The organism is Streptacidiphilus sp. MAP12-16 (assembly GCF_041262165.1).
Classification (GTDB): Bacteria; Actinomycetota; Actinomycetes; order Streptomycetales; family Streptomycetaceae; genus Streptacidiphilus.
Genome location: NZ_JBGCBY010000010.1, coordinates 182,201 through 203,055, shown reverse-complemented (window position 1 = coordinate 203,055; position 20,855 = coordinate 182,201). Strand labels below are relative to the sequence as shown.

Genomic DNA, 20,855 nt, shown 5'->3' with positions numbered 1-20,855 from the left:
CGGACTCACGTGACGGATGCCTTTCGCCCCAGCCACCGCGCGAGCGGCAGCAGCGTGATGACTGCTCCGGACAGCAGCGCGGCAGTGCGTCCCCGGCGCGAGGACGCTGCGGCGAGCAGCGCCTGCAGCGGGATCAGGGAGTGGATGGCCGCGCCGGTCGCCGCGCGCAGCTTCGGGCCGTCGGGGGCGCGCAGGGCGGCGAGCTGCGGCGGCACTGCGGTGGCCGCGTAGAGCGCGGCGGGAGCGGCCCGCCACCGGACGGACGCCCGATCGTCGTCCGCGCCGCTTCGGATCAGGAAGCCCAGGGCGAGGACTGCTCCGGTCCCGGCCAAGGCACCTGCCGGGACGACCCGAGTGCCCCCGCCCACCTCACCGGAGCTGAGCCGCATCACCACCAGGGTGTGCGCGCCGACCGTGAGAGCGGCCGGCAGCGCCGCTCGCATCCGCCCGCTGCCCGCGCCGAGCAGCACGTCCAGGGTGCGGCAGGCCGCCATCAGCGGTCCGGCGAGGGGCGTCGACTTCCCCCACAGGTCGTAGCTCCACACCGCTGCGGCGAGCGGGGCGGCGACGGCCAGCGCCCGTGTGCCGCCGCACGCCGCGGCCAGGCCCAGGCCCGCCGCGCTCAGCGACACGGCCAGTGCCAGGGCCTGACGTTCGGTCACTCGACCCGAAGGTAATGGACGTTCAGGTCGCTGCTGCCGGTCGAGGTCCCGGTCGGCGTAGTCGTTGAGCGCCATCCCGGACCAGTAGAGCAGCGCCGACGAGCCGGCCAGTCCGGCGGTGGCGGCGGCTCCGAAGGGGAAACCGGCCGCCGCCGCGCCGACCACGCAGTCGCCGGGCACGGTGAGCGCTGCGGGCGCCCTGACCAGGTCGAGCAGGTCCGCGGTGCGGGGCAGGGCCTTCACCGGGGCCGCCCCAGCGACCCGGCGAAGGCGCGCAGTAACTCGTACTGGGGGAGCAGCCGGTGCTCGTCCGTGCCCAGCGGCTCCTTGAAGAAGAAGGCCAGTTCCGGCAGCGGGCCTGACCGTCCGGCCGCGTGGGCTGCGGCTGTGAGCCGGGCCAGGTCGAGCACCAGTGGGGCGGCCAGCGCGGAGTCGCAGCCCGCCCAGGTGAAGGACATCGTCATCCGGACACCGAGGAAGCCCTCGAAGGAGATGTGGTCCCAGGCGGTCTTCCAGTCGCCCAGTTCCGGCACGTTGTCGATGTGCACCGCGCCCTCGACCGGACCGGACAGCATCGCCTCCAGCCCGCGCTGCTTGGACTGCATCTTGCTGGCGGCCGCTTCCGGGGAGGCCAGCGTGGCGCCGTCGCCGCCGCCGAGCAGGTTCACCCCGGACCACGAGCGCACCTTCAGGGCCCTCGTCGAGAACAGCGGAGCCAGCACCGACTTCACCAGGGTCTCGCCCGTCTTGCCGTCGTATCCCGCGTAGGGAACGCCGCAGCTCAGCGCGAGTTCGGCGAGGGCCGGCAGCCGGACCCCGGTCGAGGGCGTGAATCCGACGTGGGAGCTTCCGGACCGGATCGCGGCGTGCGCGTAGAGGGCGCTGGGCGGGAGGACGGGGTCGGGCCCGTCCAGCGCCGGCGCCAGGGCCTCGGCGGAGTGGTGGGCCGGGTGCGGGGCCGCCGGCGGTTCGGTGGAGGAGACGTCGACCACCACGACCCGCGACAGCCGGTGCCGGGCGCGGAAGTCGCGGATGTCCGTGCACAGTCTGGCCGACTCCTCGGCCTGCGGCCCGGGGACGCCGTTCGGGACGCCGGGTCTGATCTCGGCGTCCGCCGCGTCGAGTTCGCCGCGGACCATCGCGGGCAGGCCGGTCGGCAGGACGCCGCCCTGGGCCAGCTGCTCCGCGCGCTTGAGCAGCGGGGTGGTCGCGACGTCATGGCCGCCGAAGACCAGTCCGGCCAGCGGCGGGAGCGCGTCCTGCGGGAAGCCGGGCAGCTCGGTGACCAGCCCGGTCTGCCCGGCCAGTCCCGCGTTGACCGCTGCCGCGCCGGCGATCGCCGTGGTCGCCACCGATCCTCTGGCCCCGACGAACCACACCCCCACCCGCTCGGTCTCCGCGCGGATTCCGTCGACGTCCAAGGAGTCCTCTTCCCGATCCGATCGTGGTCACGTGGTGCGCCGCGGAGGGGTGGTTGCCGTGTGCCTGGGGCGATGAGGGCGACGGTTGAGGGCTCGTCAGTTCCGCGAACAAGCTAGTGAGCCGTGGGGTCGCCGGACAAGGGGGTCAGCGGCATTTGACCGGAAAGCATGTCTTTCCGCCGCGGACCCCCTCGCCCGGCATTCACGATCTGGGAACTAGCTCGCTCCGGCTCAGCCGATCTTCACCAGCTGCCAGAGCTGGTTCGTGCCGCCGTTGGCCGGCCACTGGATCACCGAGGCGCCGACGGTGAGCGACGCGCCGTTGACGTCCACGAGTTGTGCGTCCGAGCGGGACTCCAGCGTGTACCGTCCCGATCCGGCCGGAACCACCAGCCACTGCTGGTTGGCGCCCCCGTTGCCGGTCCACAGGTCCAGTTGCGTTCCCGGCACCGTGCTCAGCTTGGGCACGTCCAGCACCTTGCCGCTGGCGACACCGGTCACGGTGTAGTAGCCGTTACCGGTGGATGTCAGCCGCCACTGCTGGTTGGCGCCGCCGTTGGACGTCCACTGGATGATCGGCGTGCCGTCGGCGGTCCCGTTGCCGGAGGCGTCGAGTACCTGGCTGCTGTTGGCGTTGACGAGCCGGTAGACACCGTCGAGTGCGGCCGTCGTGCCGGGGGTGATGCTCAGGTTGCTGAACTGGGCGCCGTAGTAACCCGCAGTCCCGAGCGCGACCTGCCCTGCGGCGTAGCTGCCGTCGGTCACCGTGCCGAGGGTCGCCCCGTCCAGCTTCGCGGTGATGGTGCTGCCCTGGAAGGACAGCGCGAGGTTGTGCCAGGTGTTGGTGCCGAGCCGGGTGGTCGTGCCGCTCGCCAGAGTGGTGAAGTTCCAGCTGGTGTCGGTCTTCAGCAGCGACCAGGCGCCGGTGTCGCTGACCCGCAGGTGGTACGCGTTCAGGCCGTTGTTGTTGCGGCCCTGGGTGCCGACCCGGCCGAGCACCTCGACCGAGCCCGGCTGCTCCAGCAGCACGTCCGAGCTGACGGTGTAGTCGGCCCAGCTCAGGTCGCCCATCATGGTGTAGGGCTGGTCGGCGGACTCGTTGGTCCAGCGGATCGGGGTCTGCGCCGCCTGCTGGCGCAGGCACCGTCCGGAGCGGCCGCCGCCGCACGCCTCGGTCTCGAACGCCCCGTTCATCGCCGCGAAGTAGCGTGCCTCCTGGCCGGTTGCCGTGCCTGCCAGGCTGTCCGTGTAGGGGAGTTGGAGTACGCCGCGCTGCGGGCCGGCCACCGCACCGGAGTTCTGCCCGGTCGTGGTGGTCACGGTGTAGATGTGGCCGGGCTGCAGGGTGAGTTGGTAGGTCCCCGCGGTCGCGGTGAGGTCGGCGCCGGGAACCAGGTGCGCGGTCGCGGTGTTGCTGGAGAAGTCGGTGGACCAGACGTGCAGCGCGCCGGCCGGGAGCCCGCCGGTCACCTGGAGGCTGACGGTCTGTGCGGCGGTGGCGTCCATGGTCTCGAAGACGGTGCTCCAGGCCGCCTTACCCGGGGCGGCGTAGCTGACGTAGCTGCCGTTGGACCGGTTGCCGCCGAGGTAGCCGGAGGACGGGTCGAGGTACTTCCAACCCGGTGCGGTGAACTGGGTGGTCTGCGCGGTCGCCCACAGGCTGCGTCCGACGGTGTAGGCGCCGGACCAGGGCTGGTTGGCGGTCACCAGGCCCATCGTGTTGAACCCGAGGTTCTGGTACAGCGCGGCCACCAGGGGCCAGTTGATGAAGGCGGTCAGCTTGGCGTCGAGGTAGCCGCGGTTGATGGCGCGGGCCATCGGCGGGGCCCCGGTCTCGGCGTCCTCGGAGCCGTTCTCGCTCGCCCACAGCTGTTTGCCGGTGGCGAGTGCGTCGGAGGTGGTGCCGCAACTCGTCATGGCGGACATGTAGCTGCAGGGGTAGTGCACGCCGATGATGTCGACGGCCGAGTTGAGGGCGCTGTCGCTGCGCATCGCGGTGGCGATGGACCAGTTGTCGTCGGCGCCGACCACCTTGGTGCTGCCGAAGCCCTTGGCGGCCAGGGTGGAGTGCAGGTTCTCGTACCAGGCGGCGTTGTAGCTGCGCTCGTTCCAGCCGCCGAGGTAGTCGATGGTCAGGCCGTGCTGCTGCGCGCAGCCGAGCCAGGAGACCAGGTAGTCCACCATGTCCTGGGACCAGAAGTTGCCGTTGCCGACCCAGCCCGGTGCGCCCCACGAGAGTGCGTACAGCTTGATGCCGGGGTTGCGTGCCTTGGCCTGCTCCATCAGCCACCACTCGTAGCCGTTGGAGCAGTTCACCGTGCCCCGGGTGTGCTCGATGCTCGACTCGGCGCCGTCGGTGGAGTTGGTGTCGCCGCCGATCTCGACCTTGAGGATCTGCAGGGCCGCGCCGTAGTCGGGCTTGAACAGGTAGTCGAGGACCTGGGAGCGCTGGGGCTCGGGGTAGTCGAGCAGCAGGCGGGAGTTGCCGCCGCCGCCGCTGATGGCGCCGATCCCGTCGAAGGTCCGGCCGGTGCCGGAGCCGTCGACGGTGATCGCGGTGGTGACAGCGGCGGCGGCTGCCGGGAGGGCCCGCGCGGGCACGGTGCCCGTGACGAGGGCGAGGAAGAGCCCGAGGACGGCCAGGACGGCTCCGCCTCGGGCCCGGGAGGTGCTGGTTGCGGTGTGCCTTGCGATGCGTGGCGTGCTGCGCAGCGGTGTTCGCATGGTGGCGCGGCCCTCCGGTGGCTTCGCCGTTCCGGCGGGGGTGCACGCCGAAGCGGTCGTGTGTGGTGGATTACGTGTGGCGCTCTCCTTGAAACAAACTGAAGCGACCAAAAGTGAACGCTAGGAGGAGGACATGACAGGGTCAATAGGCGTGCAGTGACTGGTCTCTGGTGCTGTGTCAGGGATTTGCTGCGCCCGAGGTTGCTGTGCCGGCGGCCTGCTGTGTCAGACGTTGCGCCGGTACTCGCCGCCGACCTCGAAGAACGCCTCGGTGACCTGCTGCAGGGAGCAGACCCTGGCGGCCTCCATCAGCACGGCGAAGACGTTGCGCCCGCCGGTCGCGGCGTCCTTGAGCGCGTCCAGTGCCGCGTGCGCCTCGTCGCGGTGGCGAGCCTGGAAGTCCTGGACGTTCCGCAGCTGGGACTGCTTCTCCTGCTCGGTGGCGCGGGCCAGTTCGACGACCGCCTGCTCCTGGTCACCGTCGGCGTTCGGCTTCAGGAAGGTGTTGACGCCGATGATGGGCAGGGTGCCGTCGTGCTTGCGCTGCTCGTACAGCATGGACTCGTCCTGGATACGGCCGCGCTGGTAGCCGGTCTCCATCGCGCCGAGCACGCCGCCGCGCTCGCTGATCCGCTCGAACTCGCGCAGCACCGCCTCCTCGACCAGGTCGGTGAGCTCGTCGATGACGAACGAGCCCTGCAGCGGGTTCTCGTTCATCGCGAGGCCCCACTCGCGGTTGATGATCAGCTGGATGGCCAGGGCGCGGCGGACGGAGTCCTCGGTGGGGGTGGTGACCGCCTCGTCGTAGGCGTTGGTGTGCAGGCTGTTGCAGTTGTCGTAGATCGCGATCATGGCCTGCAGGGTGGTGCGGATGTCGTTGAAGTCCATCTCCTGGGCGTGCAGCGAGCGCCCGGAGGTCTGCACGTGGTACTTCAGCTTCTGGCTGCGCTCGTCGGCGCCGTAGCGCTCCCGCATCGCCACCGCCCAGATCCGGCGGGCGACCCGGCCGAGGACGGAGTACTCGGGGTCCATTCCGTTGGAGAAGAAGAAGGACAGGTTCGGCGCGAAGTCGTCGACGTCCATCCCGCGGGCGAGGTAGGACTCGACGTAGGTGAAGCCGTTGGCGAGGGTGAAGGCCAGCTGGCTGATCGGGTTCGCCCCGGCCTCGGCGATGTGGTAGCCGGAGATGGAGACCGAGTAGAAGTTGCGGACCTGGTTCTCGATGAACCACTCCTGGATGTCGGCCATCATCCGCAGGCTGAACTCGGTGGAGAACAGGCAGGTGTTCTGGCCCTGGTCCTCCTTCAGGATGTCGGCCTGGACCGTGCCCCGGACGGTGGCCAGCGCCGTCGCCCGGATCTGCCGGGCCTCCTCCGGTGTGGCCGCCCGGCCGTGCTCGGCCGCGTGGGCGTCGAGCCGCTGGTCGATCACCGTGTTGAGGAAGAAGGCCAGAATGGTCGGTGCGGGACCGTTGATCGTCATCGACACGGAGGTGGTCGGCGAGACCAGGTCGAAGCCGTCGAAGAGCGCCTTCATGTCGTCCAGCGTGGAGACCGACACACCCGAGGTGCCGACCTTGCCGTAGATGTCGGGGCGCGGGTCCGGGTCACGGCCGTAGAGCGTCACCGAGTCGAAGGCGGTGGAGAGCCGGGTGGCCTCGCTGTCCTTGGACAGGTAGTGGAACCGGCGGTTGGTGCGCTGCGGGTCGCCCTCGCCGGCGAACATCCGGGCGGGGTCCTCGCCGTCGCGCTTGAACGGGAAGACGCCCGCGGTGAACGGGAACCGGCCGGGAAGGTTCTCCGAGCGCAGGAACCGCAGCAGGTCGCCGTGGTCGGTGAAGCGCGGCAGGGCCACCCGGGGGACCCGGGTGCCCGACAGAGACTCGCGCACCAGCGGGGTGCGCAGTTCGCGGTCCCGCACGGTGACGACGAGTTCGTCACCGGAGTAGGACCGCGCGGTGGCCGGCCACTCCCGCAGGCTCCGGCGGGCTTCGGGCGCGAGGCGGGTCTCCGCGTCGTCCAGCAGCGTGTCGATGTCGGCGGTTCCGGCTCCGCGGGCAAGCAGCTCGTCCCTGACCGCGGCCAGGCGCTGGGCCCGGCGGGCCTGTTCTGCGAGCGTCGCCGTCTCGGCGTGGTAGTCGCGGACCGTGCCGGCGATCTCGGCGAGGTAGCGGACCCGGGCCGGCGGCACGATCTGGGCGGCGCCGCTGGACCGGCGTACGGACACGGGAGCGAGCAGCCCGGCGTCGGCCGGCAGTCCGCGCTCGGCGAGCAGTCCGCGCAGGTGCTGGTAGAGGGCGGTGACGCCGTCGTCGTTGAAGGTCGCGGCGCTGGTCCCGAAGACCGGCATCTCCTCCGGGCGGGAGCCGAACGCCTCCCGGTTGCGCACCAGTTGGCGGCTGACGTCGCGCATGGCGTCCTCGGCGCCGCGCCGCTCGAACTTGTTCACGGCCACCACGTCCGCGAAGTCGAGCATGTCGATCTTCTCGAGCTGGGAGGCGGCGCCGAACTCCGGGGTCATCACATACAGCGAGACGTCCACGAAGGGGACGATGGCGGCGTCGCCCTGCCCGATGCCGGGGGTCTCCACGATCACCAGGTCGTAGCCGGCGGCCTTGCAGGCGGCGATGGCATCGGCGAGCCCCTCGGGCAGTTCGTGCCCGCCCCGGGTGGCCAGGGAGCGGAAGAACACCCGGTCGCCGTCCAGGCAGTTCATCCGGATCCGGTCGCCGAGCAGGGCGCCGCCGCCGCGCCGCCGGGTGGGGTCGACAGCCAGCACGGCGACCCGGAACTTGTCCTGCTGGTCGCTGCGCAGCCGCCGCACCAGCTCGTCGGTGACGGACGACTTGCCGGAGCCGCCGGTGCCGGTGATGCCGAGTACGGGAACCGAGCGCGCGGCCGCGGCCTGGCGCAGCAGTTCCAGGTCCCGGGCCGGCACGGCGGCGGCCTCCAGCCCGCTGATGAGCCGGGCCAGGGCGGGCCGACGTCCGGCGAGGACGTCCGCGACCTCGGCGGGGGCGTCCTCCCACAGCGGGACGTCGCACTCCCGCACCAGAGTGTTGATCATGCCGGTGAGTCCCAGCCGCTGCCCGTCCTGCGGAGAGAAGATCCGCACCCCGGCCCGGGCGAGCCGCTGCCGCTCCTCGGGCACGATCACGCCCCCGCCGCCGCCGTAGACCTTCACATGTCCGGCACCGCGCTCGGCCAGCAGTTGCACCAGGTACTCGAAGTACTCGACGTGGCCGCCCTGGTAGGAGCTGACGGCCACACCCTGGACGTCCTCCTCGACCGCGGCGTCCACGACCTCGCTCACCGAGCGGTTGTGGCCGAGGTGCACCACCTCCGCGCCCTGGGCCTGGAGGATCCGGCGCATGATGTTGATCGAAGCGTCGTGCCCGTCGAAGAGGCTCGACGCGGTGACGAAGCGGATCGGGTTCTGCGCGCGGTAGAGCGGAGCGGCGGCGATGGCAGCGGACATGGTGGTGTCCTCCTGGAGTGCGGGCGGCGGGGGTGGTGCCGTCCACAGTGATTTAGTTGGACGTCCTAGTAAATGGACGACGCCAGAGTACACGACGCCGGTACGGTCGGGTCAGGTCCGGTCCGGCCCGGACTCGTCAGGTACGGGTCCGGTCAGGGCGTTCCGGGTCGCCGGTCGCCGGGCCAGTCCAGCAGCAGCTGCTGGGCGCGGGGCAGCTTGGCGGCGACCAGGTCGTAGGAGTCCTCGATCATCTCGCGCACGAGGGCGTCGGGCAGCGAGCCGTCCAGCAGGACCGTGTTCCAGTGGCGCTTGTTGAGGTGCCAGCCGCCGGTGATCGCCGGGTGCGCGGCGCGCAGCCGCAGCGCGAGCTCGGGTTCGCACTTCAGGCTCACGGTCAGCGGCCGGGCGTCCAGCGCGCTGATCGCGAAGATCTTGCCGCCTACCTTGAACACCGAGGTCTCCGGGTTGAAGGGGAAGGTCTCGAGGCTTCCGTTGAGCGCCAGGCAGGCGGTTGCGAGTTGTTGGGGCGTCATGGGGCCAGTCTGCCGTGCCGTCCGTGCCGGTCAGCCCCGGTACTCCTCCAGAAGGCGGAGCCAGATCTCGCTGATGGTGGGGTAGGAGGGCACGGCGTGCCAGAGGCGCTCGATCGGGACCTGCGCGGCGATGGCGATGGTGGCGGAGTGCAGCAGCTCGCTCACCGCGGCCCCGACGAGGGTGGCGCCGACGAGGTGGCCCCGGTCGAGGTCGACGACGATCCGGGCATGGCCCCGGTAGCCGTCGGCATAGAGTCCGGCACCGGCGACGCTGCCGAGGTCGTAGTCCACCACGCGGGTGCGCAGTCCGGCGCCTTCGGCCTGGGCGGCGGTGAGGCCGACGGCGGCCACCTCCGGGTCGGTGAAGACCACCTGCGGCACGGTGGCGTTGTCGGCGGTGGCGCTGTGGGCACCCCAGGGTGCGCTGTCCACCGGCCGTCCGGCGGCGCGGGCGCCGATGGCCGCCCCGGCGATCCGGGCCTGGTACTTGCCCTGATGGGTGAGCAGGGCGCGGTGGTTGACATCGCCCACGGCGTACAGCCAGCCGTCGCCGAGGGCGGTGACGCGCAGGCTGTCGTCGACCTCCAGCCAGGAGCCGGGGCGCAGCCCTACGGTGTCCAGGCCGAGGTCGTCGGTGTGCGGCACCCGGCCGGTGGCGAAGAGCACCTCGTCGGCCTCCAGGGTTGCGCCGCCCTGCAGTTGGAGAGTGACCGGCCCGGCGGGATCGGGACGGTCGAGTGCGGTGACCGGCGTGTCGGTGCGCACGTCCACGCCCGCCTCGGCGAGTCCGGCGGCGACCAGTTCTCCCGCGAAGGGCTCAAGGTTCGGCAGCAGACGCGGTCCGCGCACCAGCAGGGTGACCTCCGAGCCGAGTGCCTGCCAGGCGGTGGCCATCTCCACGCCGACCACGCCGCCACCGACGACGGCCAGGCGGGGCGGCGCGGCGGAGGCGGAGGTGGCGTCGCGGCTGATCCATGGGCGGGCCCGGTCGATGCCGGGTATGTGAGGAAGCATGGCCCGGCTGCCGGTGGAGACGACCACCGCATGACGTGCCGTCAGCAGGACGCTGCCGCCCTCGGGTTGCTCGACACGGACGCGGCGGGGGCCGTCCAGCCGTCCATGGCCGCGCACCAGGTCGGCGCCGATGCCCTTGAGCCAGCCGACCTGGCCGTCGTCGTGCCAGTGCGAGGCGAAGGCGTCGCGCCGGGCGAGCACGGCGGCCACGTCGAGGGAGCCGGTCACCGCCTGGCGGGCGCCGGCCAGGCGACGTGCGTCGGCCAGGGCGATGGCAGGCCGCAGCAGCGCCTTGCTGGGCATGCAGGCCCAGTACGAACACTCACCGCCGACCAGCTCGTTCTCGACCACGGCGACCGTCAGCCCGGCGGCGCGGACCCGGTCGGCGACGTTCTCCCCGACCGGCCCGGCGCCGACGACGACCACGTCGTAGCTGCGGGCCCCGGCACTCGTCTCGGCTGCCGAAGGGTCCTGGGCTGGCTTCGTCACTGTTCCCTGTCCTCTCGTCGACTGCTTGGACTCTGCCACGGATGTCAGCCCGGCGGATGCCTATCGGGGTGGTGCCTGTCGGGGTGCTGCGGTGGAACCGGAGGAGTCGTCAGACCGCTGCGCACCGCGAGGCCGCCCGCAGCGGTGGCTGCCGCGATGGTGATGAGCGCTCCGAGCATCAGCGCGGCGGGCTCACCCGCTTTGAGCAGGTGCAGCTGCGACCCGAGGGTTGCCGCGGCCACCGGCACGCCCAGCTGCGCGGCGCCCAGCGCGCCGAGGGAGACGGGCTGGCCGGTGGCGCGCATGGCGGCGTGCACGGCGAGAGCGCCCAGCCCGAGCAGCAGCCCGACCAGGAGGTAGGAGGGGTGGCGGCCCAGTTCGCGCAGGTCCAGCGATGCGCCCAGCCACAGGAAGAACAGCGGGCCGAAAAACCCCTCGGTCAGCGCGAACAACTGCTTCGCCAGCCGTCGTGGCTCGCCGATGCCCGCGACCACGAGACCGAAGGAGAACCCGGCCAGCATGATGGACACGTGCGTGCGTACGGCGAGCGCGGCCAGGGCGAACACGATCGTCAGGCTGATCCGCAGCTCCAGGGCGAACCCGCGCCGCTCGGACAGGCGGTGCATCCGGCGCCGGAGGCCGGCCCGCTCCACCCGGCGCAGGACCAGGAAGAGCACGGCCGCACAGCCGATGACCGCGAGCGCGCCGAGCGCCGCGCGGGCGGCATGGCCGGGGTCGATCACCAGCGGCAGGGCGACGATGCACGCGGTGTCCGCGACCGCGACCTGGGGCAGCAGTTGCAGTACCTGCGGACCGCCGAGGGACAGCGAGTCGACGATCGGCAGCACCAGCGCGGCCGAGGAGGACGCCATCAGCACCGCGTACAGGGCGGTGTGGCCGGTGCCGAAGGCCCTGGCGACCGCCAGTGCGGGCAGGACCGCCAGCGCGCCCACGGCGACCGCGCGCAGCGCCCCGGTCCGCAGTCCCGCGCGCAGGCTCGCGTCGCGCACCGGGACGTGGGCGCCGGCGACGAACATGATCAGCGCGAACCCGATGTCGGCGAGGAAGGTGAAGGTCTGGTTGCCCGCGTGCAGGAAGCCGATGGCGGTCGGGCCGAGCAGCACCCCGGCGACCAGCTCCCCCAGCAGCAGCGGCAGGTGCCAGCGCCGCGGTAGCGCCAGGAGCGGCCCGAGCAGCGCCGCCAGCGAGATCACGGCCAGGGTCGCGAAGCTCATGAGCACCCACCTCCCTGCGAGTCGGCGATGCGCTGCCGAAGTGGGCGGCGGCGGAGGGCTTCGAGAGCTTCATCGAGAAGTCGACTCAGCGGGTAGGACAGCTCGGCCTCGAACGTGGCGGCCGCGGCGGTCGTGGCCGCCCACTCCGTCTCCAGCTTCGGCAGCAGCGACTCGGCCAGGGGCGTCAGCCGGACTATCCGCTGCCGGGCGTCGCTGCCGGGGGTGAGCGTGACCAGGCCCTGCTTGGCCATCTGGGCCACCGTCTGGCTCGCGGCGGAGTGGGTCACGCCGACCGCTTCGGCCAGGTCACGGATGGGCCCGGGGCCAGTCGCGGCGAGGATCCGGACCAGGGGGGTGAAGCGCGGCCGGAACCCGTCCAGGCCCAGGTCGGTGTAGCCGGCCGCGACATCGGCGTCCAGAAGGTCGAGCAGGTGCTGCAGCCGGGTCCCGAGCAGCCCGGGACCGGGAGTGGCGCCGGAATCGGGAGGACTCATGGCGCTAATGTAACAGCGCTGTTGAATCGTTGCAGGACGAGTCCGTCCGGTACGGACTGACGCCTGGTCAGCCCTCGGCCGCAGGCCTGGCCCGGTCCGCAGCGGCGCGCAGCGCGGCCAGGACCGGGCGGATCAGCGGGTGCTGCTCCGCTCCCCGCCGGACCGCGGCGAACACCCGGCGCGTCGCCGGGTCCCCGGCCACCGGCAGGATCACCACGTCCGGCAGGTCCACCCCGCGCAGCGCCGAACGGGGCACCAGGGCCACGCCCGCCCCGGCCCCGGCCAGCGCGGCGACCGCCCTGAAGTCGTCGGAGGAGTGCGCCAGCCTCGGCTGGAACCCGGCGAACTCGCACGCCAGCACGACCACGTCATGGCAGGGGTTGCCCGGGTAGGGACCGATCCAGGGCTCGTCGGCGAGGTCGGCGACAGCCACCCGCTCACCCCCGGCCAGCCGGTGGCCCCGAGGCAGCACGGCGTCGAACGGCTCGGCGTAGAGGGGGACCCGGGCCAGCCGCTGGTCGTCCTCGCGCGGCGCGCCCCGGTACTCGACGGCGACCGCCAGGTCCGCGTGCCCGTCGAGCACCATCATCAGGCTCGCGTCGCCCTCGGCGTCCCGGACCCGCATCCGGATACCCGGTGCGGTCCGCGCCAGGTCCGCCATCGCGGGGGCGACCACGGTGGCGATCCCGGTCGCGAAGGAGACCACGGTCACGTCGCCCGACTCGCCGGCGCCGTACGCGGCGAGCTCGGCCTCGGCCCGCTCCAGCTGGGCCATGACCACATTGCTGTGGTTCACCAGGATCTCGCCCGCCGCCGTCAGCCGGACCCCGCGCCCGTCGCGTACCAGCAGTTGCTGGCCCACCTCGTTCTCCAGCGCGGCCAGCTGCTGGGACACGGCGGAGGGCGTCAGATACAGCGCGGCGGCCGCGGCGGTCACCGTCCGGTGGTCCGCCACGGCCCGCAGCGTGCGCAGTCGCCGGGCATCGATCACCCGGTCATCCTGCCAGGGCGGCCCTCGCGGCGACGAATGCGGCGACGGCGCGCTCCACGTCCTCGGCCGAGTGGCCGGCCGACAGCTGCACCCGGATCCGGGCCTTGCCGTGCGGCACGACCGGGTAGGAGAAGCCGACGGCGTAGACGCCGTGGTCGAGCAGCAGCTCGGCGATCCGACCCGCCTGCTCGGCGTCGCCGATCATGACGGGGGCGATCGGGTGGTCGCCGGGCAGGATCTCGAAGCCCTCCTCGGTCATCCTCGTCCGGAACAGCGCCGTGTTCGCGTAGAGGCGCTCGCGTCGCTCCGCGCCCTTGCCCGAGGTGTCGTCCTCCAGCAGGTCGAGGACCTTCAGCGAGGCGGCGGCGATCACCGGGGCCAGGGAGTTGGAGAACAGGTACGGGCGCGAGCGCTGGCGCAGCAGCTCCACGATCTCGGCGCGGGCGGCGACGTAGCCGCCCGACGCCCCGCCGAGGGCCTTGCCCAGCGTCCCGGTGAGGATGTCCACCCGGTCCATCACGCCGTGCAGCTCGGGCGTGCCGCGGCCGCCCGGGCCGACGAAGCCCACCGCGTGCGAGTCGTCCACCATGACCATCGCGCCGTAGCGCTCCGCCAGGTCGCAGATCTGCTCCAGCGGGGCGACGTAGCCGTCCATGGAGAACACGCCGTCGGTGACCACGAGCTTCCTGCGGGCGTCCCCGGCCTCCTTGAGCTGCTGCTCCAGGTCGGCCATGTCGCGGTTGGCGTAGCGGAACCGGCGGGCCTTGGAGAGCCGGATGCCGTCGATGATGCTGGCGTGGTTCAGCGCGTCGGAGATCACCGCGTCGCGCTCGTCCAGCAGCGTCTCGAAGACGCCGCCGTTGGCGTCGAAGCAGGAGCTGTAGAGGATGGTGTCCTCCATGCCGAGGAAGGCGGACAGCCGCGCCTCCAGCTCCTTGTGGACCTCCTGGGTGCCGCAGATGAAGCGGACCGAGGCCATGCCGTAGCCCCAGCGGTCCAGCGCGTCCTTGGCGGCGGCGACCACCTCGGCGTTGTCGGCGAGGCCCAGGTAGTTGTTGGCGCAGAAGTTCAGCACCTCACCAGGACGGCCGCCCGCCGTGACGGCGACCGTGGCGCTCTGCGGGGTGCCGATCACCCGCTCCGGCTTGTGCAGGCCCGCGGCGCGGATCTCGTCGAGGGTGGCGCGCAGGTCCGCGCGGACTGAGTCGAGCATCGGGTGGTCTCCCATGTGCGGTCACGAAGGCGCAGCGGTCACGAAGGCGGTGCGGTCACGAAGGCGGTGCGGGTGGGGCGGGCGGTACGGAATGCTCAGGCGGCTCAGGCGGTCCAGTCGAGGATGACCTTGCCGCAGCGTCCGCCGGCGGCCTCGTCGAACGCCGCGTCGAAGTCCTGGTACGGGTAGCGCCCGGTGATCACCGGGCTGAGGTCGAGGCCGCCCTCGAGCAGCACGGACATGGCGTACCAGGTCTCGAACATCTCCCGGCCGTAGATGCCCTTGAGCGTGATCATCGAGGTCACCACCCGGGCGAAGTCGACCGGGAACTCCTCGGCCGGCAGGCCCAGCATCGCGATGCGACCGCCGTGCGTCATGTTGGCGATCATCTCGCGCAGGGCCTCCGGACGCCCTGACATCTCCAGCCCGACATCGAAGCCCTCGCGCAGCCCCAGCCGCTGCTGGCCCTCCTCGATGGTGGACGAGCGCACGTCCAGGGCGAGGCTCACGCCCACCTTCTCCGCCAGTTCCAGGCGGTACGGGCTGACGTCGGTGATCATCACCTTGCGGGCGCCGGCGTGGCGGGCGACCGCAGCCGCCATGATGCCGATCGGTCCGGCGCCGGTGATCAGCACGTCCTCGCCGACCACGGGGAAGGACAGCGCGGTGTGCACGGCATTGCCGAAGGGGTCGAAGATCGCGGCCACGTCCAGGTCGACCGGCACCCGGTGCACCCACACGTTGGATGCCGGGAGCGTCACGTACTCGGCGAACGCGCCGTCCCGGCCGATGCCCAGGCCCACGGTGCTGCGGCACAGGTGCCGCCGCCCGGCCAGGCAGTTGCGGCACTTGCCGCAGACCAGGTGGCCCTCGCCGCTGACCAGGTCACCCGGCGCGACGTCCGCGACGCCCGGCGCCACCTCGACGACCTCGCCGACGAACTCGTGGCCCAGCACCAGCGGGGTGCGCACGGCCTGCTGCGCCCAGCCGTCATAGGAGCGGATATGCAGGTCGGTGCCGCAGATCCCGGTGCGCAGCACCTTGATCAGCACCTCGCCGGGCCCGACCTCGGGCTCCGGCACGTCCATCAGCCACAGGCCGGGTTCTGCCTTCGCCTTCACAAGAGCCTTCACGGCGGTGCCTCCAGGACATGACACGAGCGCGGCACCGCGACCGCGGTGAGCATTCCTCACCCTGGCGGTCCCAGCAGCCCCAGGTCCATCGAGGCTTTCTTAAGTGCGCCGCCAGCACAGCTTCAAGATCACGGCTTCAAGATCACGACAGCTTCACGATCACGACCGGGGTGACGCGATCGGCGGGGCGAACCGTTCCCTGCTCCGCCCCTGGCTGGGTAGGGTGCCGACCAGTCGATCCACCCCGAGAGAACGGTACCTCCGTGTCCAGCATCTGGCCTGCCGGTCCCCGCCGCGTCCTGGTCGTCGGCATCGACGGGGTACGCCTCGACCTGCTGCCGACCCTCGACACCCCGCACCTGGACTCCGTCGCCGCCGCCGGCTTCCTTGCCCCGGTCGAGGTCGACGACGCCACCCCCACCATGTCGGGGCCCTGCTGGGCGACGATCGTCACCGGCGTGGGCGTGGCCAAGCACGGGGTCTTCGGCAACCACTTCGGCGGGAACCGCCTCGACGTCTTCCCCGACTTCACCACCAGGCTCGCGGCCGAGCACCGCAGGCGGACCTTCGCCGCCGGGGGCTGGGAGCCGCTGTTCCTGGCCCGCCAGGGCGGCCCGCTGTTCGCCGCGCCCGGCCGCCTCTCCTATGTCGCCCCACTGGAGGACACCCCCGAGGCCTGGGAGGTCTGCGACGAGCGGGTGACCGCCGAGGCGGCGTACGTGCTGGGTGGGGACGACAACCCGCAGGCGTCCTTCGTCTACCTCGGGGCGGTCGACGAGACGGCCCACTTCACCGGCTGCGGTGAGGAGTACCGTCGCGCCGTGGTCGCCGCGGACCGGCGCCTGGGCCGCCTGCTGGAGGCCGTGCGCAACCGACCCGGCTTCGCCGACGAGGAGTGGACCGTCATCGTGGTCACCGACCACGGCCACCGCGACGAGGGCGGCCACGGCGGCCGCAGCGAACTGGAGCGGACCGCCTGGGTCGCCGCATCCGGGCCCGGGATCCAGGCCGGCACAGCGGTCATGACGGTGCGTCATGTCGACGTCGCGGCCCATGTCTACGCCGCCCTGGAGATCGCCCCCGACCCGCACTGGACCCTGGACGGCCGACCGTTCACCCCGGTCGCGGAACCGGCCCTGGTCGGCACGGGCACCGGTTCCGGCCCGCGCTGACCCGGCCGGTCGGCGGCGTCGCCCCGCACTCGCCGCGCACTCGCCGCCGATCGCGGGAATCCTGGAGAGGAAGGGTCGCCCCAGAACCTCCGGAGCACGAGGAGCAGCACCATGTCCGAGATCGCCCTCCAGGTCGACATCGCCGCCGATCGAGCAACGATCCACCGGGCCCTGGACACCCACGACGGCCTGATGGGCTGGTGGACGACCGGGGTGGGCCGCAAGGACGAGATCCTGCTCTTCGACTTCCCCGGCGTGCCGGAGCCGTTCCAGCTCCGGCGGGACGAGAGCAGCGAGAACCGGGTCGCGTGGACCTCCGTCGGGGACTTCCCGCCGCACTGGGCCGCGACGACGATCACCTGGGAACTGTCCGACGCCCTGGAGGCGGGCAGTACCCGCGTCCTGTTCCGGCACCGCGGCTGGCAGTCCGACGACCCCGGTCTGCCGCCGGCCGCCTACACCTGGGGACAGTTGCTGACCCGGCTCAAGGACTTCGCCGAGACCGGTGTGCCGCAGCCGCTGTTCACGGTCTGAGGCGCGGCATGGCCGTCGACGAAGCTCTGGCCCAGCGGGTCCGCGAGCGCCTCGCCCCCGAACCGGGCATTACCGAGAAGCGCATGTTCGGCGGCCTGGCCTTCCTCCTCAACGGGAACATGGCCGTCGGAGTGCACGGGGACGAGCTCATCGTCCGGATCGACCCGGACGGCACCGCGGCGGCCCTGGCCAAGCCCGGCGTACGCCCCTTCGACATGAGTGGCCGCCCCATGCGCGGCTGGATCCTGGTCAACTCCTCCGTCCTCGCCGAGGACACCGTGTTCGCCTCCTGGATCGCCGCCGGCTGCGCCTTCGCGGAGACCCTGCCGCCCAAGTAGCCGCCCAGCCGCAGGCGCTCACCCGCGCGGCCCAACGCCGGCGCCGGACGACCCTCCTAGGAGGGTGTCGTGCATGCGGCGCAGCTCGGTCTTGAGGATCTTGCCGGCGGCGGAGAGGAGGAGGGAGGTGGCGAAGTGCACCTCGCGGATCCGCTGGTAGGGCGCGACCACCTCGGCGACGAAGGACATCAGCTCTCGGCCGAGCTCCGCGGAGGGTGCGGTCCCCGCGCGCGGTACGACGTAGGCGACGGGGATCTCGCCGTGCTCCGGGTGCGGTACGCCGATCACCGCGGCGAGGGCGACCGCCGGATGCTGGTGCAGCCGGTCCTCCAGCGGGACCGGGTAGACGTTGTAGCCCTTGTAGATGAGCATGTCCTTCGCCCGGCCGACCAGGAACAGCCAGCCGTCCTCGTCGGTCCGGCCCAGGTCGCCGGTGCGCAGCCAGCCGTCCTGGAACTGCTGCTCCGTCAGTTCCGGGTGGCCGTGGTAGCCGTCGGCGATCTGCGGCCCGCGCGCCCAGACCTCGCCGACCTCGCCCAGCGGCAGTGCCTTGCCGTCGACGAGGTCCCGGATCTCCACCTCGGTGTCGAACACCGGCACTCCCACGCTGCCGATCGGGGCTGGGGCATCCTGCTCCGGTGGGTGCGCGGTCAGCCCCATGGTGGCCTCGGTCAGGCCGTAGCCCTCGGTGACGGCCGCGTTCGGGAACAGCTCGCCGAGCCGCGCCAGTGTGGTGGGGTCGATGGGCGCGGCGCCCGAGCTGATCAGGCGCACCGAGGCGAGCTCGGCCTGCTGGATGCCGGGGGCGGCGAGCAGCGCGTGGAACAGCGCGGGGGAGCCGGCCAGTGTGGTCACCCGCCGGTGCTGGAGGTCCGTCAGGTAGCGCGCGGGCTCGAACCGGCCGGCGACGACCACGGTCACCGCGCCTGCGGTGCACAGGCTCTGGGTGATCAGACCCATCGCGTGGAACATGGGCGCGACCGACAGCAGCACGCCCTCCGCGAGGCGGACCGTGGTCGGACCCACGGCCTCGGGAACCTGCTCGAGGTACATCCCGCCCCGGTCGTCCAGGCGCGGCAGGGCCGCCCCGCGCCAGCAGCCCATCTGCAGGGTGTTGGCGACGACGTGGCGGTGCCGAATCCGCACGGCCCTGGAGCGTCCGGTGGTGCCGCCGGTGAACGAGAGGTGTGCGAGCGTGTCCGGGGCGACCCGCTCTCCGGGTGCCGGGGGCGCGGCGAGCAGGTCCGCCAGCGGCAGGGTGGGGCCCCACGACGGAGCCGTGGTCGGTGCTGAGCCGGGTGCTGAGCCGGGTGCCGGTGCGGCTCGCGTGGCCGGGACCTCGACGACGAAACCCAGGTCCGCGCCCGACGCGGCGAGCTGGTCGAGCACGGAGGGGTGGGTGATCGCGGCCACCGCGTTCGACTCGCTGAGCTGGTCCCGCAGCGCGGCCGGAGGGAGCGAGGGGTTGAGGGGTGTGACGACCGCCCCGGCGAGCAGCACGGCGTAGTAGGTGGGGGTGAACCAGAGCGAGTTGGGCTGGAGCAGGGCCACCACGTCACCGGGCCGGACGCCGCGCTCGCGCAGGCCCTGGGCGCAGCGCAGCGCCCGCTCGTACAGCTCGGCGAAGGTGAGCGCCTCGTCCCCGTCCCGGAGGGCGACCCGGTCGGGGTGGCGGCGGGCGGTGCCGGCGAGGATGTCCCCGGCGGAGCACGCGGGGTAGTCCAGGCCCTTCGGCATACCGGGCGGCAGCAGCGTCACGCGATACTTCCCTTCTCCTGCGAGCCCGTCTCGTTGAGGCCGGTCTCGTTCCCGTTGAGGCCCGGCTCGTTCTCGTGGAGGCCCTCGGCGGCGGTGAGTCGGCTGCCGAGCCGGCGTGCGGTGCCAGGGGCGGCGACGACCGCGACGACGGCGGCGAGCAGCCAGCCGCCGGACACGATGGGGAACCAGTGACCGGGTCCTGACGCCGGGTAGGGAACGACGTTGCGATAGAGGGTGTAGCCGAGCAGGGCCAGCGCGGCGAGCGGGATGACGATCTGCCACATCGGCACCGGCATCCGGCGCTGCACGAAGATCAATCGGATCGCGCCGATGGTGGTGAGCCCGTAGGCGACCAGCAGGATCAGCGTGCCGATGGTGCCGCCCCAGACGAAGGTGTCCTCGGGCACCGCCGAGAAGGCGACGACGCACAGCCCGACGATCACTGCCATGGCCGTGCTGACGACACCGGCCGCGCGGGCCGGGGTGCCGAGCCGGGAGACCCGGCCGAGTCCGCGTTCGCCGAAACCGTCCCTGCTCATCGCGAACAGCAGCCGGGCGGCGCCGACGGTGCAGGCCAGGCAGCAGCCGAAGGCGCTGACCGTGGCCCCAAGGGTGACCAGGTTGCCGACCCAGGAGCTGAGATAGCTCGAACCGAGGTCGCCGATGAGTGAGGACGAGTTGCCGAAGGCGCCCACCCCGGCCTTGTCGGCGCCGAAGCCCATCATCTCCACGGCGGTCACCACCACGAAGAACACCCCGCCGAAGAGAGTGGTGCCGAGGATCGCCCTGGGGATGTCGCGGCGCGGATTGAGCGACTCCTCGCCCAGTGTGGACGCGGCCTCGAAGCCGGCGAACGAGAGGAAGCCGAAGACGATGCCCAGGAACAGCGCGGAGGGCGCGGTGCCGGGTGGTACGGAGAAGACGGACATGGTGAAGCGGTGTCCGGCCGGCGCGTTGCCGACCAGCAGCCGAACCAGCACCACGGCGCTGACGGTGAGGATCAGCGCCACCGTCGCGCCCTCCACGGTGAGCAGGACGTTGGTGCCGCGCCGTACCGAGGCGATGGTGAGCCAGCAGGCGAGCACCAGCACGGCGCCGGTGAGGATGAACGGCGCGTCGGTGGGCGGATGCGGCCACGCGCCGACGCGCTGGAGGAAGGACATGCCGAAGATGCCCACCACGGAGGAGGTGGTGACGCCGTAGAAGAGGTACGTGCCGACCAGGCCCCACCCAGCGACGACGCCGCTGCGCGGACCCAGGGTCGCGCCGACAAAGGCGTAGACCGATCCGGCGTGGTGGTAGTACTGGCACAGCCGGACGAAGACGTACGCCACCAGCAGCACGCCGACGGCGGCGATCAGGAAGGCCAGCGGCACGGCACGGCCGACGCTGGGCGCCGCCGCCTGCGGGTTGATGTTGACCGCCATGCTGGGCGCCATCAGCGCCATGGACAGGCCGACGGCCTGCCAGACGTTGAGGGTGGGCCGCAGGCCGCGCTCCTGTGGGAGCTCGGTGGGAGTGGTGAGGGTGGAGTCGGACATGTCGGGTCCTTCCGCCGGTTCCTGCCGCCTCGGCCCGGGGCCGGATCCGGTCGGTCGCGGGCCGCGCGAGGCGATGAGCGCGGTACGAGTGTCCACGCCGCGCGCGCCCGGCGTAAGAGGGCGTGC

The 20,855-nt window shown here is 72.1% G+C and carries 16 protein-coding genes; 3 read left to right on the top strand and 13 right to left on the bottom strand.

The features are described 5' to 3' along the window. Positions 1-5: 5 nt before the first annotated feature. From ABIA33_RS16110 to tdh, 11 genes are all read right to left on the bottom strand, one after another. On the bottom strand, positions 6-905 hold the full coding sequence (locus tag ABIA33_RS16110) for an SCO3242 family prenyltransferase (RefSeq protein ID WP_370081949.1): 900 nt from the start codon (positions 903-905) through the stop codon (positions 6-8). Then, positions 902-2,083 carry an inositol-3-phosphate synthase gene (locus ABIA33_RS16105; protein WP_370081947.1) on the bottom strand — a complete coding sequence of 394 codons (1,182 nt, stop codon included), beginning with the start codon at positions 2,081-2,083 and terminating at the stop codon, positions 902-904. The genes ABIA33_RS16110 and ABIA33_RS16105 overlap by 4 nt, the downstream gene beginning before the upstream one ends. A 231-nt stretch (positions 2,084-2,314) precedes the next feature. Next, complete coding sequence (locus ABIA33_RS16100) at positions 2,315-4,807, bottom strand: RICIN domain-containing protein (protein ID WP_370081945.1); 2,493 nt, start codon at positions 4,805-4,807, stop codon at positions 2,315-2,317. 225 nt (positions 4,808-5,032) lie between these two features. Then, the gene (icmF, locus tag ABIA33_RS16095) at positions 5,033-8,284 is read right to left on the bottom strand and encodes a fused isobutyryl-CoA mutase/GTPase IcmF (RefSeq protein WP_370081943.1); all 3,252 of its coding nucleotides are present in this window, start codon (positions 8,282-8,284) and stop codon (positions 5,033-5,035) included. Between the two features lie 152 nt (positions 8,285-8,436). Next, positions 8,437-8,817, bottom strand: a complete 381-nt coding sequence (locus tag ABIA33_RS16090) for an MmcQ/YjbR family DNA-binding protein (RefSeq protein WP_370081941.1) — start codon at positions 8,815-8,817, stop codon at positions 8,437-8,439. Between the two features lie 30 nt (positions 8,818-8,847). After that, positions 8,848-10,320: an NAD(P)/FAD-dependent oxidoreductase gene (locus ABIA33_RS16085; protein WP_370081939.1), complete on the bottom strand. Its 1,473-nt coding sequence runs from the start codon at positions 10,318-10,320 to the stop codon at positions 8,848-8,850. 44 nt (positions 10,321-10,364) lie between these two features. Next, complete coding sequence (locus tag ABIA33_RS16080) at positions 10,365-11,555, bottom strand: cation:proton antiporter (RefSeq protein ID WP_370081937.1); 1,191 nt, start codon at positions 11,553-11,555, stop codon at positions 10,365-10,367. Continuing rightward, complete coding sequence (locus tag ABIA33_RS16075; RefSeq protein WP_370081935.1) at positions 11,552-12,049, bottom strand: MarR family winged helix-turn-helix transcriptional regulator; 498 nt, start codon at positions 12,047-12,049, stop codon at positions 11,552-11,554. Before ABIA33_RS16075 ends, ABIA33_RS16080 begins: the two co-directional genes overlap by 4 nt. Before the next feature lie 67 nt (positions 12,050-12,116). Continuing rightward, on the bottom strand, positions 12,117-13,040 hold the full coding sequence (locus tag ABIA33_RS16070) for a LysR family transcriptional regulator (protein ID WP_370081933.1): 924 nt from the start codon (positions 13,038-13,040) through the stop codon (positions 12,117-12,119). 4 nt (positions 13,041-13,044) lie between these two features. Next, positions 13,045-14,253 carry a glycine C-acetyltransferase gene (locus ABIA33_RS16065; RefSeq protein ID WP_370081931.1) on the bottom strand — a complete coding sequence of 403 codons (1,209 nt, stop codon included), beginning with the start codon at positions 14,251-14,253 and terminating at the stop codon, positions 13,045-13,047. A gap of 104 nt (positions 14,254-14,357) precedes the next feature. Then, entirely contained in the window at positions 14,358-15,386 is a 1,029-nt protein-coding gene (gene tdh, locus ABIA33_RS16060) for an L-threonine 3-dehydrogenase (protein ID WP_370081929.1), read from the bottom strand. 263 nt (positions 15,387-15,649) lie between these two features. On the opposite strand from tdh, the gene ABIA33_RS16055 reads away from it, so the two are divergent. The 3 genes from ABIA33_RS16055 (at position 15,650) to ABIA33_RS16045 (ending at position 17,430) form a co-directional block, all read left to right on the top strand. Then, positions 15,650-16,558: an alkaline phosphatase family protein gene (locus ABIA33_RS16055; RefSeq protein ID WP_370081927.1), complete on the top strand. Its 909-nt coding sequence runs from the start codon at positions 15,650-15,652 to the stop codon at positions 16,556-16,558. Between the two features lie 111 nt (positions 16,559-16,669). After that, entirely contained in the window at positions 16,670-17,092 is a 423-nt protein-coding gene (locus ABIA33_RS16050; protein WP_370081925.1) for an SRPBCC domain-containing protein, read from the top strand. An 8-nt stretch (positions 17,093-17,100) separates the two neighbouring features. Next, positions 17,101-17,430: a TfoX/Sxy family protein gene (locus tag ABIA33_RS16045; RefSeq protein WP_370081923.1), complete on the top strand. Its 330-nt coding sequence runs from the start codon at positions 17,101-17,103 to the stop codon at positions 17,428-17,430. Between the two features lie 18 nt (positions 17,431-17,448). On the opposite strand, the gene ABIA33_RS16040 is transcribed toward ABIA33_RS16045, so the two are convergent. Further along, positions 17,449-19,188, bottom strand: a complete 1,740-nt coding sequence (locus tag ABIA33_RS16040; protein ID WP_370081921.1) for an AMP-binding protein — start codon at positions 19,186-19,188, stop codon at positions 17,449-17,451. Beyond that, entirely contained in the window at positions 19,185-20,729 is a 1,545-nt protein-coding gene (locus ABIA33_RS16035; RefSeq protein ID WP_370081919.1) for an APC family permease, read from the bottom strand. Before ABIA33_RS16035 ends, ABIA33_RS16040 begins: the two co-directional genes overlap by 4 nt. Between the last annotated feature and the right edge of the window lie 126 nt (positions 20,730-20,855).

Bases quoted from the DNA above. Each gene is read 5' to 3' on its own strand.
- ABIA33_RS16050 (WP_370081925.1), top strand. From the start codon at position 16,670: ATGTCCGAGATCGCCCTCCAGGTCGACATCGCCGCCGATCGAGCAACG.
- icmF (WP_370081943.1), bottom strand. From the start codon at position 8,284: ATGTCCGCTGCCATCGCCGCCGCTCCGCTCTACCGCGCGCAGAACCCG.
- ABIA33_RS16080 (WP_370081937.1), bottom strand. From the start codon at position 11,555: ATGAGCTTCGCGACCCTGGCCGTGATCTCGCTGGCGGCGCTGCTCGGG.
- ABIA33_RS16065 (WP_370081931.1), bottom strand. From the start codon at position 14,253: ATGCTCGACTCAGTCCGCGCGGACCTGCGCGCCACCCTCGACGAGATC.
- ABIA33_RS16045 (WP_370081923.1), top strand. From the start codon at position 17,101: ATGGCCGTCGACGAAGCTCTGGCCCAGCGGGTCCGCGAGCGCCTCGCC.
- ABIA33_RS16100 (WP_370081945.1), bottom strand. From the start codon at position 4,807: ATGCGAACACCGCTGCGCAGCACGCCACGCATCGCAAGGCACACCGCA.
- ABIA33_RS16090 (WP_370081941.1), bottom strand. From the start codon at position 8,817: ATGACGCCCCAACAACTCGCAACCGCCTGCCTGGCGCTCAACGGAAGC.
- ABIA33_RS16035 (WP_370081919.1), bottom strand. From the start codon at position 20,729: ATGTCCGACTCCACCCTCACCACTCCCACCGAGCTCCCACAGGAGCGC.
- ABIA33_RS16075 (WP_370081935.1), bottom strand. From the start codon at position 12,049: ATGAGTCCTCCCGATTCCGGCGCCACTCCCGGTCCCGGGCTGCTCGGG.